Raw genomic sequence first — 19612 nt, forward strand, 5'->3', positions numbered from 1 at the left:
TTAACAACACATAAAACACAAATAACATGAAACCAACCAGACTCATCACCATGGCGCTCCTGGCCACGGCCGTTCTCGCCGTTGCCGGACTCACCGCCTGCTCCGGCTCGCCCGACATCGTGACCACCGTTGTCCCGCCCGCCGCCAAGGAGAGTGCGCTGACCATCGCGCTGAAACCTGTCGACACCCGTGCTGCCGCCACAAACATCACCACCGCGGGCGAGAACACCATCAACCGCGTCGCCGTGGGCATCTTCGACTCCGACCACAACGTCAAGATGGTAAAGACCTTTGAGAGCAGCGAAATCAAGTCGGGCACCGTGACGCTGACCACGACCACGGCGCTCGCCACCACCGACCACGTGCTGGTGGCCTGCAACGCCCCCGCCAATGTCTTCACCGGTGCCATCGCTAACGAGGACGCCTTCCGTGCCAAGACCATCACCACCGACGAGGCGCTCTATGGCGCGTCCACACACACGACCACTGATGCCGTCGACTTCACCAACCTGCCGATGTTCGGCCATGTCGAGGCACTGACACAGAGTAGCGACGACGGCACGCAGTTTACCGCCAATGTGAGTGTCTACCACCTCGTGGCTAAGATCACCCTTGAGAGCTTCACGCTCGACAAGCAGGGTGCCATGGCCGATGCCAGCTTTGATCCCGAGGGCATCTTCCTGGCGCATGTGCCCGACGTGCTCGACTTCCAGAATGTCACGGCAACGACCAGCGAGGCAGCCTATTTCTTAACGACACCGCTGAAATACAACAGTTACTATCATGGCGACATGACCCAGAAGCCTGCTGACAACCAGGACGGCTTCCTCGGCAAGGCTTATCTCGGCATGGACGCCACCAAAGCAGAAGGTAGCCAGACCTCGAGCGTCAATGGCCTGGTGGCCTACACCATGCCCAACAGCCAGACCGACGATGACAAGGCCACCTTCCTGGTCGTCAAGGGCAAGTTCCACTACAAGACTGGTGACGCGGGCACCGAGGTGTGGTATCCGCTCTACATCAACTACAGCAACACGACCGGTGGCAAGAATGTAGGTGACGCGAAGAAGGTATATCCCAACTTTAACTACAGAATGACGGTCAAAGTCCAGGGCTTTGGCGAGAAGCCGGCCTACGACAAGAATGGCAACCCCGTCATCACGCCGCTCGTGCCCCGCACGGTCGCCGTCACGGTGACGCCTCAGGGATTTGTCGATGCACCCTCGGAGGTCACCTTGAATTGACATCCCACTGCTCGGGTATCGCATCCGTGAAATCTGTTTAATCTGTGAGAATGAGACAACCGCATGAGATGTCACACAGATCTCACAGATCTCACAGATGTCACAGATCATGTGCAACAAGAATATCCATGAGCAGGCATTTCGTGGGTGAGTCATAAAAATAACGTAAACAAAACAATGCAGAAAACTCTTACCATCACCCTCTCGCTCCTCTTTGCGGCGCTGCTGGCGCAGAGCTGCATCACTGAGGAGAACTGCTACCACGGTGTGCTCGCCGACGGCCTGCGCCCCACCTGCTACGATGCCGGCGGCGCCGAAGTCCAGGACACGCTGGCCCGCGTGGCCGGTGTCTATGAATTTGTCAACGGCTATTTCCGTCAGGCGCTCACGCGCCGTGCCGACGGCACCTACGCCCTGCCCGTCAACGACTGCGACAACATCGAGGTGGTGGCCCTGGCCACTCATCTCTCCGACGACTTCAACATGCAGGCACCCGAGGAGGGCACACGCCTCTCCGACGTGTGGGCCTCGCTGATGTCCACCACGCAGGGCCATCTGCAGGTGGCCTCCGGGCGTGTGTGGTATGGCAGCTGGGTCTATCCCTCGGGCGAGCGACCCAAGGGCGTCATCGCGCTGCCGATGACCAACCGTGCCGCACGCGTGACCGTCGTCGTCGACCATCTCAAGCAGCGCTACGGCGAAGGCGACTACAGCGTGAGGGTGACCGGGTTCTCGCGTTCCATCGCCTACGACGGCACCGCCCTCGGCGACATCCTCGACTATCGGCCGGCATACACCGTCGCCGACGACAAGCTCACCACCACCGCCGTGACCTCGCTGCCCGCCGGCGCCAAGGGCATCACCGTCGAGGTCATCCGCGACGGGCAGGTCGCCCTCACCGTCTCCGCGGGCAAGGACGGCAAGCCCATCACCCTCAGCGGGGGCGAGAGCAAGACCATTGAGGTCAACGCCCTCACCGCCACCACCACCATCTCCGTCGGCTCCTGGCAGGACGCCAGTTCGGAATATGTGGTGCCATGAGCATGAGGTTATATATACTCACAACATAACATTAACAACAACGATACATTATTTTTTTTAATCCTTAAACACAACACAGTTATGAAAGGAAACATTTTCCGCTTGGGTTCCATGGCGATGACCATGGCCCTCGCTACCATGGGGCTTTTTGCCTCTTGTAGCTCCGACGACACCCTCTCGCAGGGCGGACAGGGTGGAGTGCTCACCGTGAGCGTCACACCGTCCAATGCTGTGAACACCAACACCCGTGCTGCCGCTACGGGCGAAATCACGAACGCTACTGAGAACACCGTCAACCGCATCGCCGTCGGTGTGTTCGATAGCGATGGCAAGGTGGTGAAGATCGTCGACCAGGCTACGACGAGCAATGGCATCGAGCTCACCGCCAGCGATCTGCAGGACGGTGAGAAGGTGCTCGTGGCTGTCAACGCACCGGAGAAAACCTTCGAAGGCGTGACAACAGCCGACGAATTCAAGGCCAAGACGCTGACCATCGCCCAGGCACTCTGGGGCGCGCACGAGGGGACAGCCAACGCCGACGCTATGGCGGACAACAACCACATCCCGATGTATGGCGAGGGTGCCATCAGCAGTGCCGGTACCCAGAACTTCACGGCCAACGTCAATGTCTATCACCTCGTGTCGAAGGTATCCCTGCAGAGCATCAAGGTCGACCTGAAGGGCGCTTATTCCAACGCTACCTTCCAGCCCACCGAGATCTTCATGTCCAACGTGCCCAGCGTGCTCGGCTTCTCCATGGCCAACACCACCAGCTCTTACACCTATCCTACTGACGGCGTGACCTACGAGAGCGGCGAGCAGACCACCGACGGTCCTGCCAGCACGACGGTGAAGGCTACGGATTATCCTTACCTCAGCACAGGTGCTCTCACCTGGGATGCCAACACTGCCGGTTCCGCCAAGACCTACACCGAGAGCAAGCCTGTGTTCTACACCATGCCAAACAACAAGACAGCTGGTGCCAAAGACGGCGCTACCTTCCTCGTCATCAAGGGCAAGTTCACAAACGGCGGATCGAGCGACGTGTGCTACTATCCGGTGTACCTCAACTACAACACCAACAGCAACACCGTGCCTGACGGCGGCACAGAGAAGGTGCTCAGCCCGAACTACAACTACAAGGTCAACGTCGTGATCAACAGCAAGGGTTCTAACAGTCCTACCACACCGGTTGACAACAGCGCTGCCACGGTAAACATCTCCGCTCAGAACTTCGTCGACGCTAACCAGACCACCAACGTCAACGGCACCCGCATCGGCGACTATGTCTTCAGCGACGGCAAATGGGGACCTATCGTGAAGGAAGAGATTACAGATAAGCACTATCCTATCGCCGTGATCTTCTCCACCAAGCCTTCTGCTACGGACATCGCTGCAGGATATAGGCACGGCTATGCCATCGCCCTGGCTTCCGCCGGTGCTCAGCTCACATGGGCTGCTACAGGCACACAGTATGTTAACCATCGCATCCGCAGTGAGGTGGCTACCGACTTCAACGCTGTGCTGAAAGACTATGACGGACGCACGGAGACCGATGCGCTCAAGACCGCTGCCGGTGACAACTTCACCAAGGAGAACTATCCTTCTGCCTGGTATGCACTCAACTTCGGTACGGATCAGGTTAACCTCACGGACAACACTGATCCGACAAAGGGCATCGAGGGATCAACCCCATCCACAGCCTATAAGGCTCCTGCCGGCACCAGTGGCTGGTACCTCGGCTCCGCCGGTCAGTATTATCTGGTCGCTCTCAACCTCGGTGGCAACATCACGTCCGACATGACGTGGCATCACGATAATGCCAACCTTGATACTGATGACAACAATGCTCAGGCTCAGTGGAACTACATCACGGGTGTCTCTGAGGCCAACCTCAACCAGCTCAACACGCTCTTCAATGCCGGTGCCAGCGACTATGCGACCGTTGTGCCGATGGTTTGGAAGGCAAATACCTATGATACTTGGTACTGGACGTCAACCGAGTTTAGCGCTGGCCGCGCGTTCAACGTGGGCTGGAGCAACGACGGCAACTTCTACTTGCACTCTGGCGACGCTAAGTCCGACTCGAGCCCGAATAACCGCGGCGTGAGGCCGGTTCTCGCTTTCTGACCTATTTAATTATTTAGTACTTTATCTATTTCCCGCCGCCCCTCAGGCGGCGGGTAGATTTAGAATTTTAAGAATTTAAAAATTTAGCAACAGAGACAATGCCGGCAGTGATGTTGCTGCCTGCATCGAAAAGATGGCAAACTCCCAGGACTTGAAAATATACCGCGACGTGTCGAGGTTGCTCGATTCGCTGTTTCGGATGCTGAAAAGCGTGGAACGCTTTTACCGATACACCGTAGGTGAACGCATGGTAACCCTCACGTTAGACATGCTGGAGCTCATCACCTTTGCCAACCGCCAGGAGGACAAGGTGCCCGCGCTGACGACACTCGCCGACAAGACTGTGGTGCTGACGACGCTCTTCCGCAGCTGCGTGAACAACAAAGTGCTCACGCCCAAGCAATACGCGGCCTACGCTGCTCTGCTCGACCAGATCGGTAAGCAGATCACCGGATGGAAGAACTACGCCATCAAGCACCGAAGCCTTGACAAAGCGGCGGACGAAGGGAGAATACATACTTAAGCCGGAATCGTCGTGGCTAAGGCTGCGGCGAGCGAGCAAGACAAAATGGAAAAGGGTTATCGACTTGTGGAGGTGTATCAGACCGACGAAGCAAGTAATGTACGGAACGGATAACATCTGTTGGTGTCACCGAGTTTAGCGCTGGCCGCGCGTTCAACGTGAACTGGAACAACAACGGCAACTTCAACTTGAACTCTGACAACGCTAAGTCCAACTCGAACACGAATAACCGCGGCGTGAGGCCGGTTCTCGCCTTTCCATTTGGCTTATTACACCTTATTATATATATACGCCACTTTCGGGACGCATGGCAACCACCCTGCCGACATGTCTCTTTGCTTATTACTCATTACTCATTACTCTATTTTGGAGCTACTTCAGATCATACAGCAACAGAAAAAGGAGGAAGGAAAACTGATTTTCCTTATCCGACGGGGTAATTTCTATAACGCCTTCAACGAGGGCGCGTTTGCCTTCGGGCGGATCTGTCACTACCGTGTCCGCAAGAAGTCGATGGCAGACGGGACGGTGTACTATAAGCTTGGCTTCCCGCCCTCGTCGCTGGGACGCGTGAAGGACAGCATGACACAGAGCGGTGGCTCGATCGTGGAACAAAACGACGACGCGTCCATCATCAAGATTGCAGGGCTCGACACTTCGTACGACGAGAATCTCATCGACACCGACGACCCCAGTCTGTTGATGTCGCGAAGAAAGCCCCGACGACTGAAAGGCTCTAAGGCGGATGTGGAGCAGATGATCGTGGATTACGACATTGGCAACAGCACTCCCCTGGAGGCTATGATGTTTCTCAATGAGATCAGAATGTTTCTGATCAACCGTAATAAGAAAAAAGAAGAAGATGACATACCCAATACCCGACAAGCCGTACCCCATCCTGACGAGGGAACAGTGGAGACAGCTGCCGATGGGGAAGCTGAGAAATGAGGATGTCTTCGAGGCTTACTATGAGTGTAAGAGCGGAAAGGAAAACACGTTCAACACACTGAAATTCGCCAAGCACTTTGAGCGAAACTGCTTCGACCTGTGCGACCGCATCAACAGACACACTTACCAGCCGGGCAACAGCGTGGTGTTTATCGTCAACAAACCGGTGACACGCGAGGTCTTTGCCCCGTCGTTCGAGAGCCGTGTGGCCGACCACGTGGTGTCGGACAAACTGCAACCGCTGATGGAGGACTTTCTCTCGGATGATAACTATGCGACCAGACCGGGGCGGGGAACGCTCTTCGGTGTGCAGCGCATCGCGGAGTATATCCGGCAGTGCACGGACAACTACACGCGGGAAGCGTGGGTGATGAAGACCGACATCGAGGGATATTTTATGGCGATCGACAAAGAGCGGGCCTACAACAAGATGGCATGGTTCGCCGAGATGTATTATCATGGTGACGACAAGATGGAGATCATCTACCTCTTATGGGCTATCCTGATGGACCGGCCGGAGACGCACTGCATTAGGCGGTGTCCTCTGAAGGCATGGAAGAATCTTCCGCCGAAGAAGAGCCTCTTCCACACCGATCCGATCCACGGACTGCCCATAGGCAGGTTGACGAGCCAGCTGGCTGCTTCGCTCTACTTGGACGAGATCGACAAGAAGTTGAAAGAGGAGTGGGACACGCCGCTCTGTGGACGGTATGTCGATGACATCGTGATGGTGCACGAAAGCAAAGAGCATCTGATGGCGGTGCGCGAGAGGCTCAGTGATGCTTTGCGACAGGAAGGGCTCACCCTTCATCCCCGCAAGCTTTATCTCCAGCCCTGCCACAAGGGCGTGAACTTTGTGGGCGGTTTCATCCTGCCGGGCCGCATCTATGCCACGCGCCGGAGCATCGGCTTTGCCTTTGATGGTGTGGAGACATGGAACAGGCTGGCGATGAACGGTCCCGCGTTTGTCGAGGAGCACGCCGAGCGCATGGCAAGCACGCTGAACTCTTATCTCGGTCACCTGCGCCACTTCGCTGCCTACAACGTACGGCGGCGGTTGCTCGACAGTGTGGACCCGGCATGGTGGGAGGTGCTCTCCCTGCCGGCCACGCTGCGCAAGGTGGCGGTCAGGCGGGGTCATACGCGCCGTGACCATGTCCTGCAAGAGCTGTCGCAGTGGGAAAGGCTGTGGGCGAAGCAGTGATGCGACGCAATGGACTTTTTTATATAATTCAATTACATATATTTATTCAATACCCTTTAATATTAATTACATAGGTCTGCCTTCGTGGTAGACCGTTGGCGCGGGGTGGGAGTGATCCTGGCACCCGTGTCAATCCGTTAAAATTGCATGGCGGCCGCTCTTCGTGAGAAGGGCGGCCGCTACTTTTGTTTTTCCTTTTACTTTGATACAATTATGGCCAAATCGCCTACTTTCTTGTATTTTTTCTAAAGAAGCGCGGCATCATACTGTTTTTTTTCTTATCTTTGCATGGCGGCCTATGCGTTGCCTATCACCAAGCCAATCATTTAAATCTATTATTATATATGAACTATCGAAAACTAATGCTCTCTTTGGCGCTGTGCCTGCCGCTGTCGGCATTGGCCAGACAGATCCTCGTGCAGTCGCCTCATCTCTCTCTCGTGCTCAACGCCGACGAGGGCAAGCAACCGGAATATGTCTACTTCGGTTCCAAGCTCTCCGGCGCCGACCTGCAGACGCTGCAAAAGCCGATGGACGGGCGCATGGATGCCTATCCGGCTTATGGGCTGGATTGTCCCGACCCGGCAGCCTTTGCCTGCCGCCACGCCGACGGCAACCTGTCGACACAGCTCGTTGTCACGGGTTCCGACGTGAAAGGCAACATCACGACCATCCATCTCAAGGATCCCGTTTACAATATCTTCGTCGACTTGAAGTACCGCACCTACAACGATGTGGACATGATCGAGGCCTGGACAGAGATCACAAACAAGGAGAAAGGCACGGTGACACTCACTTCTTTCGCCTCCGCCATGCTTCCCATCCGCCGCGGCAATGTGTGGATCAGCCATCTCAGCGGTGCCTGGGCCAATGAGGCCAACGTCACCGACGAGCCGCTGACTCCCGGCGAACTGACGCTGCGCAACCACTACGGCGTGCACAACTCGCAGAGCCAGCACGCCGAGGTGATGTTTTCCCTCGACGGCAAGGGCAAGGAAAACAGTGGCGACGTCATCGGCGCGGCTCTCTGCTACAGTGGCTGCTACAAGCTCAAGACGGTCACCGACCACAGCGAGTACCACTATTTCTTTGCGGGCATCGACGAGCAGAACTCGGAATATCACCTGCGCCGCGGCGAGACCTTTGTCACCCCGCCCGTGGCGTTCACCTTCTCCAAGGAAGGAAAGTCGGGCGTCAGCCGCAACTACCACCGCTGGGGCCGCGAGTATATGCTCGCCCACGGCAACAAGGAGCGCATGATCCTGCTCAACAGTTGGGAAGGTGTCTACATGGACATCAACGAGAAAGGCATGGACCAGATGATGGGCGACATCGCCAGCATGGGCGGCGAGCTCTTTGTCATGGACGACGGATGGTTTGGTGAGAAGTATCCGCGCAAGACCGACAACGCCGCGCTCGGCGACTGGGTGGTGGACAAAAACAAACTGCCCAACGGCATCGACGGCCTCCTTGCCGACGCCAAGAAGCACGGCGTGAAGTTCGGAATATGGATTGAACCCGAGATGACCAACACCAAGAGCGTGCTCTATGAGAAGCATCCCGACTGGATCATCAAGGCGCCGGGACGCGATCCTGTCCTCGGACGTGGCGGCACGCAGCTCGTGCTCGACATGAGCAACCCGAAGGTGCAGGACTTTGTCTTCTCTGTCGTCGACAACCTGATGACAAAACATCCCGACATCGCCTATATCAAGTGGGACGCCAACATGGACATCATGAACCACGGCTCGCAGTATCTCTCGATGAACGACCAGAGCCATCTCTATATCGACTACTACCGTGGCTTCGCCAAGACGCTGGACCGCATCCGTGCGAAATATCCCGACCTGATCATCCAGGACTGCGCCAGCGGTGGCGGACGCGTCAACTGGGGCACGCTGCCTTGGTTTGACGAGTTCTGGACAAGCGACGACACCGATGCCCTGCAGCGCATCTACATGCAGTGGGGCACGAGCTACTTCTTCCCGGCAATGGCCATGGCTTGTCACATCTCGGCATCGCCGAACCACCAGACGGGGCGTATCATCCCGCTGAAATACCGCATCGACGTGGCCATGAGCGGACGACTGGGCATGGAGATCCAGCCAAAGAACATGACCGAGGCCGAGAAGACACTCTGCCGCAACGCCATCGCGGAGTACAAGCAGATCCGTCCTGTCGTGCAGATGGGCAACCTCTACCGCCTGCAGAGTCCGTTTGACAAGCAGGGAGTGGCCAGCCTGATGTATGTCAGCGACAGCAAGGACAAGGCTGTGTGGTACTGGTGGAAGACCGAGACGTTTATGAACCAGCATCTGCCGCGCGTGCGCATGGCCGGTCTCGACCCTGCCAAGCGCTACAAAGTACACGAGCTCGACCGCATCGACAACACGCCGCTCGACTGTGAGGGCAAGAGCTACTCCGGCGCTTACCTCATGGAGCACGGCCTCGACGTGCCGTATTCTCACAACGTCGACTGGAACGACCGCACCAGCTGGGCCAGCCGCGTGCTGTATCTCACGAGCCTTTAACTACCAAAATCCATGATCAACAAACTATTCTTCAGTATTGTCACCTTATTATTATTGGTGACCACTCCTCTCCTCGCTGACCAGCGATGGGAAGGAACATGGGCTACGGCACCGGAGTTTACCGGTCCGAGCGACATGCCCAAGGCAAGTCTCTCCAACCGTGCAGCGCGCCAGATCATCCACGTGTCAATGGGCGGCACCACGCTGCGCATGCAGCTCAGCAACCATTTCGGCAACGGACCCGTGGACATCACCGCCGTATATGTCGCCGACCCTGCCGACACGCCACAGGGCAAGACCGTGAAACGGGAAACCAACATCCTGCCCTGCAACGCCCGCATCAACACTAAGACCGTGCGCTATCTGACCTTCAACCATCGGCGGAGCCTCACCCTCGACGCCGGACGGGACATCTACTCCGACCCGTTCAGCTATCAGCTGCGCCCCGGACAGCGTCTCGCCGTCACCGTGGTCTACGGCAAGCGCACGCCTGAGCACGCCACTTCTCACCGCGGCAGCCGCACCACCACGTATATCCTCGCCGGGAAAGGCGCGCCAAAGGCTGACTTCAGCCAGGGCGAAAAGGCTGACCACTGGTACAACATCACGCGACTGGAAGTGCTCAGCAACACCCCGCACGAGGTCATCGCCGTGCTCGGCAACTCCATCACCGACGGACGCGGCTCGACGACAAACCTGCAAAACCGCTGGACCGACTTCTTCTCCGATGCGCTCAACGGCGTCGGCGTGCTCAACCTCGGCATCGGCGGCAACTGCGTCGTGCGTGGGGGACTGAGCGAACCGGCGCTCAAGCGCTTCGACCGCGACATCCTCTCCCAGCCAAATGTCTCGAAGCTCATCATCTTCGAGGGCACCAACGACATCGGCTGCTGCGGCGGCAACTACGAGAAGATGACGCAAGAGATCATCAACGCCTATCAGACGCTGATCGACAAAGCCCACGCCAAAGGCATCAAAGTATATGGTGCTACGATCACGCCGACGAAAGGCAACGGCTGGTACTCGTTTTTCCATGAGGCCATGCGGCAGACTGTCAACGAGTGGATCCGCAAGCCCGGGCACTTCGACGGGCTGATCGACTTCGACGCCCTCGTCCGCGACCCTGCCGATCCCCAGCGCCTGCTCCCCGCCTTCTCCGACGACTGGCTCCACCTCAACCCGAAAGGATATGAGGCAATGGGACAGTATGCGGCAAAGATGCTTGGGAACTAAACACAGCCTCACCCCCAACCCCTCTCCAAAGGAGAGGGGAGTAATTACCGCCAAGGGGTGGGCCTTCGGCAACCGCCTGCGTCGGCGCTCCGTTCTGTTCGCCTGGTTATAACCAGGCGCACTCAACGGTCATACCGAGCGCCCCGTCTCTCATAAACAAAAAAAACAACCCTCCATGACTCACCACATCTCCTCCCTGCTTTTCACACTCCTCCTTTCCCTTCTCGCGTCTCTCCCCTCATCTGCCCGCGAGACGCTTAACTTCGACCGCGGCTGGCTGTTCTGTCTTGGCGACAGCTCCGCCATGGCGCGCACCGACTATGCCGACACGTCGTGGCGACAGCTCACCCTGCCGCACGACTGGGCGATAGAGGGTGACTTCAGCGTCGACAACCCAAGTGGCGCCGGTGGCGGCGCACTGCCCGGCGGCATCGGCTGGTACCGCAAGCACTTCACCGTACCCGCCTCACTCACCGCCGCCGACCGTCTCTTCATCACCTTCGACGGCGTGTATATGAACAGCTCGGTGTATATCAACGGCCACCTGCTCGGCACACGGCCCTATGGCTACATCTCGTTTCAGTACGACCTCACGCCCTATCTCCGCCGCGGCAGTGACAATGTCATCGCCGTACGCGTCGACAACAGCGACCAGCCCAACTCGCGCTGGTATTCGGGCTGCGGCATCTACCGCCACGTATGGCTCACCACCACCTCACCGCTGCACATCGCCAACTGGGGCATCTGCGTCATGCCGACAACAAAGAACGGACGTACGTGGACGGTGCCCGTGTCCGTCACCCTCGCCGACGACAACCACGAGGGACAGCACCCGATGGTGCGCAACACGCTCTTTGACAGCAACGGCAAGGTTGTCGCACAGGTTGCCAACGGCAGCACCAGGCAGCAGATGACCGTGCGCAACCCACGCCTGTGGTGTCCCGACGCACCAAATGTCTACTCTTTGCTCACCGAGATCGTCATCGCCGGTAAGACCATAGACGCCGTGCGCACGACGACAGCCTTCCGATCGTTCCGCTTCGACACCAAGACGGGCTTCTGGCTCAACGGCAAGAACATGAAGCTCAACGGTGTCTGCGACCACCACGACCTCGGCTGTTTGGGTGCGGCCCTCGACAATGACGCGCTCCGGCGCCAACTGGTGAAACTGAAAGACATGGGCGTCAACGCCATCCGATGCAGCCATAACCCTCCCGCACCGGAACTGCTGAACATGGCCGACACGATGGGCTTCATCGTCATGGACGAGGCTTTCGACATGTGGATGCGCCGCAAGACGAAGAACGACTACGCCCGCTTCTTCGAGAAATGGCACCAGCGCGACCTCACCGACATGCTGCTCCGCGACCGCAACCACCCCTCGATACTCATCTGGAGCATCGGCAACGAGGTGCTCGAACAGTGGTCGTCGGCCAGTGCCGACGCCTTGACCTTGGAGCAAGCCAACCTGATCCTCAACGCGGGCCACGACGCCTCGACACTCGCCCACGGCAAAGTGCTCTCGCCCAACGCGCTGCTCACCATCCATCTCGCCGACATCGTCAGAAGTCTCGACAAGAGCCGTCCGATCACGGCGGGCTGCAACGAGCCCTCGCCCGACAACCATCTCTTCAAGTCGGGTGCCCTGGACCTCATCGGCTTCAACTATCACGAGCAGTATATCAAGGACGTGCCGAAGAACTTCCCCGGCAAGCCTTTCCTCATGACCGAGAGCGTCTCGGCCCTGCAGACGCGCGGCTACTACCGTATGCCCTCCGACAGCGACTATGTGGCACCGGAGCGATGGGACAAGTCCTACACCAACGCCTCGATGATGTGCTCGGCCTATGACAACAGCCACGTGCCATGGGGTACTACTCACGAAGGTACCTGGGACATCGTCAAGCACACGCCCTATTGCGCCGGACAGTTTATCTGGACCGGTTGGGACTATATCGGCGAGCCCACGCCCTACGGCTATCCGGCCCGCAGCAGCTACTTCGGCATCATCGACCTGGCGGGTTTTCCGAAGGACGCCTATTATATGTATCAGAGTGAGTGGACCGCCAAGCCCGTGCTCCATCTGTTCCCTCACTGGAACTGGCTGCCGGGACAGAGCGTCGACCTGTGGTGCTACTACAACAACGCCGACGAGGTGGAACTCTACGTCAACGGCAAGAGCCAGGGCATACGCCGCAAGGCCGACAGCCACCAGTATCATGTGATGTGGCGCGTGGCGTTCGAGCCCGGCGAGATCACCGCCGTGGCACGCCAGCACGGCAAGGAGGTGCGCCGACAGACGATCCGCACGGCAGGTCCCGCCACGTCGATACGTCTGACTTGCGACTACCGTGGCGAGACGACCACGTTTGTCAATGCCGAGGTCATCGACAAGGACGGCACGCTCTGCCCCGACGCACGCAACCACATCTACTTCACGGCCGACAATGCCGACATCGTCGGCGTGGACAACGGCTCGCAGTTCTCTACCGAGCACTTCAAGGCCAGCGACCGTCTTGCCTTCTTCGGCAAGTGCCTCGTCGTGGTGCGCGTCAAGGACAAGACCAAGCCCGTCGTCGTGCATGCCCGGGCCACCGACCTGCAACCAGCGTCGCTGACGATAAAGACAAAGTAACAAAGACAGAATAGCAGTTGGTATACAGACAGAAAGACATAAAAAACATATATCATATAAGACAGAGTAACAGAATAACATATATCATATAAGACAGAGTAACAGAATAACATATATCATATAAGACAGAGTAACAGAATAACATATATCATATAAGACAGAGTAACAGAATAACAGAGATTTGTTGAGCCCACCTTAGAAGGACATAACCATGTCTTTCTAAAGTGGACTCATTATTATATATATGTCACCCCGCTGAGCGTTAATCGCTTCCCATGATCAAGAAAATGACCCTATATCCTTGCTATTTCAAAACAAATAGTTACCTTTGCAAAAAAGAAAGGAAGATTATGGCAATAGAAATTAAGGCAATACCTACCTTGGAAGGTAAGGATGCAGAAAGATTCATAGAGCGTGCTGATGAAGCAGAACGCAAGTTCAAGGGCTTTGACGGCATAGAGAACTCACCTGCATTTAAGGCAATGCAGAGCATTCTGCGTAAATCAGGAATGACAAAATAATGGGATTTCTTGACGAGCACTGTTTGTTTCATGAGCTTACTGACGAGAAAATTACTGCCAGTAAGCCATTTTATTGCGGGAATAACGATTTGGATTTGATGGATTTATCTACTTCAGATGCAAACAATAACAGATAAACTTGAAATAGAGAGATTGCTGACAAGGCTTACAACTTACATTGCCAATAAGCTGCATTTGTCGACTATGGCTGCTGTCGGAGCGGTATGCATGTCAGAGGTAGCCAATGAGTTGGCAGGAGGAAAGATACCAGAAGGAACATCTTTTGATGAGTTGTCGGAACGACTTTTCAAAGAGGTGACGATGGCTGGCAAATGATACCTGATATTACTATTTGAACAAGCCATACCCAAGAGTTTTCTTTCAAGAGAGCATAGACAATCCATATAAAAGAATACAGCAATTGCTCACGGCAGCGAGGTGAAGCATTATTGTTGGGAAAACTGACAAAAAAACGGCCACGAGACGGCGATTTTCGCCAGCAAGTGGTCGGTTGCCCGCAACGACGCGATTTTTACGCACTTTTTGTAAAGTGCTGACAGACAGCAACATACAGTCGCACGTCGTTTTCTGTTCATGGATAGCGCCTTTCTGACGCTGTCATCTCGGCGATTTGACCCAGTCATCTCGGCGATTTGATGCTGTCATCTCGGCGATTTGACCCAGTCATCTCAGCGTTTTGACCGCATCAGAACAGTACTTTTGTCGCAGAACACTTGAAAGAGAGCCGAATCATCCCTGTTTTTTCTCTTTTTCATGGCCTTCGGCTCTCTATTTTGCGACAGAATTCAGACAAGGTTTTGTAAAGTCTGATTACGTGACACCATCGTGAGCCTGAGCGCGTGTCACGCCGACAGCAGATATAGCAGTGGATACATCGCTCTTGCTGATGGCTGCCAGTTTAAAGACAAAGTTACAAAGACAGAATAGCAGTTGGTATACAGACAGAAAGACATAAAAAACATATTCTTCTGTATTCGTCATAGAGACACGCGTCCCCCCCCTACACGCTCATCTCTTGGCGGTAATAATATACAGACAGAAAGACATAAAAAACATATTCTTCTGTATTCGTCATAGAGACACGCGTCCCCCCCTACACGCTCATCTCTTGGCGGTAATAATATACAGACAGAAAGACATAAAAAACATATTCTTCTGTATTCGTCATAGAGACACGCGTCACCCTCTACACGCTCATCTCTTGGCGGTAATAATATACAGACAGAAAGACATAAAAAACATATTCTTCTGTATTCGTCATAGAGACACGCGTCCCCCCCTACACGCTCATCTCTTGGCGGTAATAATATACAGACAGAAAGACATAAAAAACATATTCTTCTGTATTCGTCATAGAGACACGCGTCACTCCCTACACGCTCATCTCTTGGCGGTAATAATGATATGAACCAATATCGTTGTTTCAAGGGAAGGTCTTGAGGCTTTTATATTCTGCTCACATCTCTGACGCCCTTGACGGCTTTGAGTTTCTTGATAAGACTCTGCAGTCGTGTGGTGTCCTCGAGTTGCACGACAAGGTTGCCGGAGAAGAGTCCGTCGTGGCTGTCGATGTTGATGGAGCGCATGACGATCTTCTCGTCTTTGGAGATGACATTGGTCAGGTTGCTCACCACGCCGATATCATCGTTGCCGATGACGCGGAGGGTAATGGCGTATTTCGATTGTCCCTTGCCGCTCCAGCGTGCCTTGACGATGCGGTAGCCAAAGCGGCGTCGCATCTCGGCGGCGTTGGGGCAGTCGGTGCGGTGGATCTTGATGCCGCCACCGGCCGTGACGAAGCCGAAGATCCGGTCACCATAGATAGGATGGCAGCAGGGCGCGAGTTGATAGTCGATGCCCTTGAGGTTCTGGTCGATGGTGAGCACGTCGTCGTCGCTGCGCGTGAGTTCCTCATCGGGGCTCTCATAGGCGAAGTTCTCTGCCGAAACCGTCTCGTGCTCCCTGGCAGCGTTTTGCAGATGGTCGCGCACAGCCACGTAGCGGTCGATGACCTCATTGGCATCGAGTTTGCCATCAGCGATCTGGCGGTAGAAGTCAGAGGTCTCCTTGAAGCCCATCTTCTTGATGAGATGGCCCATGACGCTCTCCTCCATCTCCACCTTTTTATTCTTAAAGCGCCGCTCGAGCAGTTCCTTGGCATAGAGTCCTTCCTTGGCCTGCGTCTCTTTCAAGGCAAGGCGGATCTTGGATTTAGCCTTAGAGGTTTTCACGATGTTGAGCCAGTCGTGCTTAGGGCTTTGGTTGCTCTGCGTGATAATCTCCACGCTGTCGCCCGAGTGGAGCTCCTGCCGCATGGAGACCACCTTGCCGTTGACGCGTCCTCCCACACAGCTGTTGCCGATCTTGGAATGGATGCGGTAGGCAAAGTCAAGTACTGTAGCGCCGGCGGGGAACTTAAAGAGGTCGCCCTTGGGCGTGAAGGCATAGATCTCGTCGGGTGTCAGGTCCATGCGGAACTGGTCCATGACCTGGAGGCCGTCACCGGCTTCGAGGGCCGAGCGAATGTTGGCGAGCCACTCGTCCATCTGTCCGCCGCTCTTGATGCCCTTGTAGCGCCAGTGCGCAGCGAGTCCGTGCTCGGCAATATCGTCCATGCGCTCGGTGCGTATCTGCACCTCCACCCATTTATTCTCCGGTCCGAGCACAGTGATGTGGAGGCTCTCGTAGCCATTGCTTTTCGGCACGCTGAGCCAGTCACGCAGTCGTTTTGGGTTGGGCTGATACATGTCGGTGATGATGGAGTAGACCTGCCAGCACTGTTGTTTCTCCTTTTCCAGAGGCGAGTCGAGGATGATGCGTATGGCAAAGAGGTCGTAGATGCCCTCGAAGCCGCACTGCTGCTTCTTCATCTTCTGCCAGATGGAGTGGATGCTCTTGGTGCGCCCCTTGATATGAAATTTCAGTCCAGCCTCTTCGAGTCGTGCCTTGACAGGTCCGATGAAGCGGTCGATGTAAGCGTCGCGCGCCTTTTTGGTGGCGTTGAGCTTTTCCTTGATCATATAGTAGGCATCGTGCTCGAGGTATTTGAGCGAGAGGTCCTCGAGCTCACTCTTGAGCGTGTAGAGTCCGAGCTTATGGGCCAGCGGCGCATAGAGATAGCTGGCCTCTTCCGACACCTCGTGCTGTGCCTGCCTGTTGGGCGTGTCGCGAATCTGCCGCATGATATTCACCCGGTCGGCGATCATAATAAGGATCACGCGCATGTCCTCGGCGAAGCTCAGGAGCAGGTTGCGGAAGTTCTCGCTCTCGATGACGGGGTTTTTCTCATAGAGCTTTTGGATGCGGATGAGTCCATGGACGATACGCGCCACGTTGTCGCCGAAAGCCTTGCGAATCTCTTCCACAGCCTCAAGGTGATCGCCGAGACAGCCATAGAGCATCGTAGCGATGACACCGTCGCGGCGCAGTCCTATCTCGTCGACAGTGATACGTGCTGTCTGCAAGGAAGTGAGAATAGGATTCAGTCCGAAGACATCACGATGGACAGTTCCTTGCTGGATTGTCTGCTCGATGAAAGCCGTCAGGCGCTCCTCGTCGCCGGGCATCAGGCTGTCGGCGAGCTTCTCCTTGAGATCGTGGTGGAGTTCCTTGGTTTCTGTTAATTCTTCCGGTGTAAACGCAAACTTCTCTTCTTCCATAGCCTAAATCTTTACGAATAACTCTATAAAAACGTCACTTGTCCCATGCAAAGTTAAGCGAAAAGGACGTAACGACAAAGGAATTTACGCTTTTTTTGCCGTTCGCGGGTAAAAAGGGGCAAAAGGATGACAGAAACGAAGAAAGGGCGGGAATTCTCTTTCCGTCCTTTCTTCTGTCGATGCCCCCAAGCGCCAGAGAGCACTTGTCATGGGACTTCTATATGCATGCTGACAGATAAGCCTTTATCTAACTGGTGGGCAAAGCCTTACCTATAAGCATGAAGATTATTTATGTGCTTTGTAGTATTTCACAGCAGCCTCGACGTTGGCCTTGACAGCCTTGGAGGAATAGGTAGCGCCCGTCACGCCGTCAACGCTGCTCACAGCAGAGGTCTTCTTGCCTGCGTACTTGGGCAGCATGGCAGACTTCACCTTAGCGAAGATCTTCGGCGTCTCCTTGTTGGGCAGCGCCACCACCTTCACCACCTTATTCTTCTTGATATATACCTCCAAGGGTGTGGCACCGAGGTAGCCGCGCACGTTCGGGGCGAGCGTCGTGGTGTTGACCACATAGGTGCCGTCCTTGAGCTTTGTCATCACGTTATCACCTTTACCGGCAGCCAGCGCGGCGCCGCTGACGAGTGTGGCGACAGCCACTGCGGCAATCATCATCTTGGTCTTCATCTTTGTCTTTCTTTTATCTGATATTGTTTTTGTGGCTGCAAAATTACACAAATAGAGCCAAACAGAACATCCCGCCCAACGTTTTTTAAGTTAAAGAAAAAACAGAGGCCTCTGTCCTTCCGTCTGCTCACACGGCCGAAGGCCTCTCAGCGATCTCAGCCTCTCACACGTATCATCTCTGCGGCTCTGCGTGAAAAGTCTGATAGTCAAGGGCAGCATTGGGCCTCAACAAAAAAGTGACGAAGTCAGGAACCTTGCGTCTCACTCCTCACTAATAATGAGGCTTCTGCTGGTAAAACACCTTTCCAGCCCTGTCGATATGCTCGCCTATGGGCGTTCCCCGCTTCTCCTCATAGTGCAGCAGATCCACCTTGTAGAGCAGTCCGAGGTCGTCGATGTCGTTATAAATACGCAGCAGCTCCTCGTGGTCGATGTCCTCGCCCACCAATGCCAGGTCGATGTCAGAGCCCATGCGGAAGTTGCCTTTCGCGCGCGACCCGAAGAGTATCACCTTGCGCACTTTGGGATGCCGCCGAAACACCGAGCGCAGGTCGTTCATCGTCCAGTCGCTCAGTCCGAATTCATTCAGTGTGGTCATAGAAACATTGATAACAACATATTACTCACCAAACTGTTGTTGCTGCGAAGCCAGCGTCTCGCTGAGTTTTTGCAGCAACGGCGTGTAGGTATTGAAGATAAGTTCCACCACACGCTGCGCATCCTGCTCGTCATAGGTATGCGACATCAGCGTCCGGTCTTTAGCCATCTGTCGCCAGGCATCGTGGTCGTCTATCAGTCCATCCGTGAAAGCTTCACGCAAGGTGCCGTTAGGACCACGCATAAACTCATAACCCTTATACTCCAATAAGTCTTGCATCACCTTCCAAGCCAACTCGTAGGTGAACTCAAACCACTGTACCAGTCCGCTTTGCTCCAGTTCTGACAAGTCGGACGGGCAACGTCCCGAAAGCGTGACACTCTCTAATTTCTTCAGTGCCTTCTTGAAACTATCATAACGCTGCAGCCAGCGCACGTCTTTGTTCTCTGCCATAAACATTCTAATTATTTATCACTCTTCAGCCTGTTGCAATTCTTGCAGAGCATCTGCAGGTTGTCCGGAGTCGTATGACCGCCCTGGCTCCACGGCGTGATATGATCCCCCTCCATCTCTTCAAACTCGAAATGCTTGCCGCACTTGGGACAGATGCCTTGCTGACGAGTATAAGCAGCCATCTTTT

17 protein-coding genes are annotated in these 19612 nt (G+C 55.3%); 11 read left to right on the top strand and 6 right to left on the bottom strand.

Translation table 11 applies throughout. From position 1 onward, the window contains the following. Window positions 1–26: 26 nt before the first annotated feature. The 11 genes from NG346_RS04325 to NG346_RS04375 all read left to right on the top strand — a co-directional run bounded on the left by NG346_RS04325 (window position 27) and on the right by NG346_RS04375 (window position 14346). Entirely contained in the window at window positions 27–1244 is a 1218-nt protein-coding gene (locus NG346_RS04325; protein ID WP_262288369.1) for a fimbrial protein, read from the top strand. A 177-nt stretch (window positions 1245–1421) separates the two neighbouring features. Further along, complete coding sequence (locus NG346_RS04330) at window positions 1422–2285, top strand: FimB/Mfa2 family fimbrial subunit (RefSeq protein ID WP_262288370.1); 864 nt, start codon at window positions 1422–1424, stop codon at window positions 2283–2285. Between the two features lie 81 nt (window positions 2286–2366). Then, window positions 2367–4415, top strand: a complete 2049-nt coding sequence (locus NG346_RS04335) for a fimbrial protein (RefSeq protein ID WP_262288371.1) — start codon at window positions 2367–2369, stop codon at window positions 4413–4415. Between the two features lie 133 nt (window positions 4416–4548). Continuing rightward, the gene (locus NG346_RS04340; RefSeq protein ID WP_262288372.1) at window positions 4549–4938 is read left to right on the top strand and encodes a four helix bundle protein; all 390 of its coding nucleotides are present in this window, start codon (window positions 4549–4551) and stop codon (window positions 4936–4938) included. Between the two features lie 366 nt (window positions 4939–5304). Further along, window positions 5305–5886 carry a hypothetical protein gene (locus NG346_RS04345; RefSeq protein WP_262288373.1) on the top strand — a complete coding sequence of 194 codons (582 nt, stop codon included), beginning with the start codon at window positions 5305–5307 and terminating at the stop codon, window positions 5884–5886. Continuing rightward, the gene (locus NG346_RS04350; protein ID WP_262288374.1) at window positions 5801–7090 is read left to right on the top strand and encodes an RNA-directed DNA polymerase; all 1290 of its coding nucleotides are present in this window, start codon (window positions 5801–5803) and stop codon (window positions 7088–7090) included. Before NG346_RS04345 ends, NG346_RS04350 begins: the two co-directional genes overlap by 86 nt. A 344-nt stretch (window positions 7091–7434) precedes the next feature. Beyond that, a complete protein-coding gene (locus NG346_RS04355; protein WP_262288375.1) occupies window positions 7435–9621 on the top strand; it encodes an alpha-galactosidase in 2187 nt (728 codons plus the stop codon). Window positions 9622–9633: 12 nt separating this feature from the next. After that, window positions 9634–10854 (top strand): SGNH/GDSL hydrolase family protein, encoded by a 1221-nt coding sequence (locus NG346_RS04360; RefSeq protein WP_262288376.1) that lies wholly within the window; start codon window positions 9634–9636, stop codon window positions 10852–10854. Window positions 10855–11029: 175 nt separating this feature from the next. Next, a complete protein-coding gene (locus NG346_RS04365; RefSeq protein ID WP_262288377.1) occupies window positions 11030–13489 on the top strand; it encodes a glycoside hydrolase family 2 TIM barrel-domain containing protein in 2460 nt (819 codons plus the stop codon). 350 nt (window positions 13490–13839) lie between these two features. Then, window positions 13840–14010 (top strand): hypothetical protein, encoded by a 171-nt coding sequence (locus NG346_RS04370; protein ID WP_262288378.1) that lies wholly within the window; start codon window positions 13840–13842, stop codon window positions 14008–14010. A gap of 204 nt (window positions 14011–14214) precedes the next feature. Then, on the top strand, window positions 14215–14346 hold the full coding sequence (locus NG346_RS04375) for a hypothetical protein (RefSeq protein ID WP_262288379.1): 132 nt from the start codon (window positions 14215–14217) through the stop codon (window positions 14344–14346). Between the two features lie 495 nt (window positions 14347–14841). On the opposite strand, the gene NG346_RS04380 is transcribed toward NG346_RS04375, so the two are convergent. The 6 genes from NG346_RS04380 to NG346_RS04405 form a co-directional block, all read right to left on the bottom strand. Next, a complete protein-coding gene (locus tag NG346_RS04380) occupies window positions 14842–15012 on the bottom strand; it encodes a hypothetical protein (protein WP_262288380.1) in 171 nt (56 codons plus the stop codon). Window positions 15013–15476: 464 nt separating this feature from the next. Then, window positions 15477–17690 carry a RelA/SpoT family protein gene (locus NG346_RS04385; protein WP_262288381.1) on the bottom strand — a complete coding sequence of 738 codons (2214 nt, stop codon included), beginning with the start codon at window positions 17688–17690 and terminating at the stop codon, window positions 15477–15479. Window positions 17691–17975: 285 nt separating this feature from the next. Further along, window positions 17976–18374: an FMN-binding protein gene (locus NG346_RS04390; RefSeq protein ID WP_262288382.1), complete on the bottom strand. Its 399-nt coding sequence runs from the start codon at window positions 18372–18374 to the stop codon at window positions 17976–17978. A gap of 271 nt (window positions 18375–18645) precedes the next feature. Then, a complete protein-coding gene (locus tag NG346_RS04395) occupies window positions 18646–18972 on the bottom strand; it encodes a nucleotidyltransferase domain-containing protein (RefSeq protein WP_262288383.1) in 327 nt (108 codons plus the stop codon). A gap of 21 nt (window positions 18973–18993) precedes the next feature. Next, complete coding sequence (locus NG346_RS04400) at window positions 18994–19425, bottom strand: nucleotidyltransferase substrate binding protein (protein ID WP_262279191.1); 432 nt, start codon at window positions 19423–19425, stop codon at window positions 18994–18996. Window positions 19426–19436: 11 nt separating this feature from the next. Next, window positions 19437–19607, bottom strand: a complete 171-nt coding sequence (locus NG346_RS04405) for an HNH endonuclease (RefSeq protein ID WP_262288384.1) — start codon at window positions 19605–19607, stop codon at window positions 19437–19439. Between the last annotated feature and the right edge of the window lie 5 nt (window positions 19608–19612).

Source organism: Hallella absiana (genome assembly GCF_025457485.1).
Taxonomy (GTDB): domain Bacteria; phylum Bacteroidota; class Bacteroidia; order Bacteroidales; family Bacteroidaceae; genus Prevotella; species Prevotella absiana.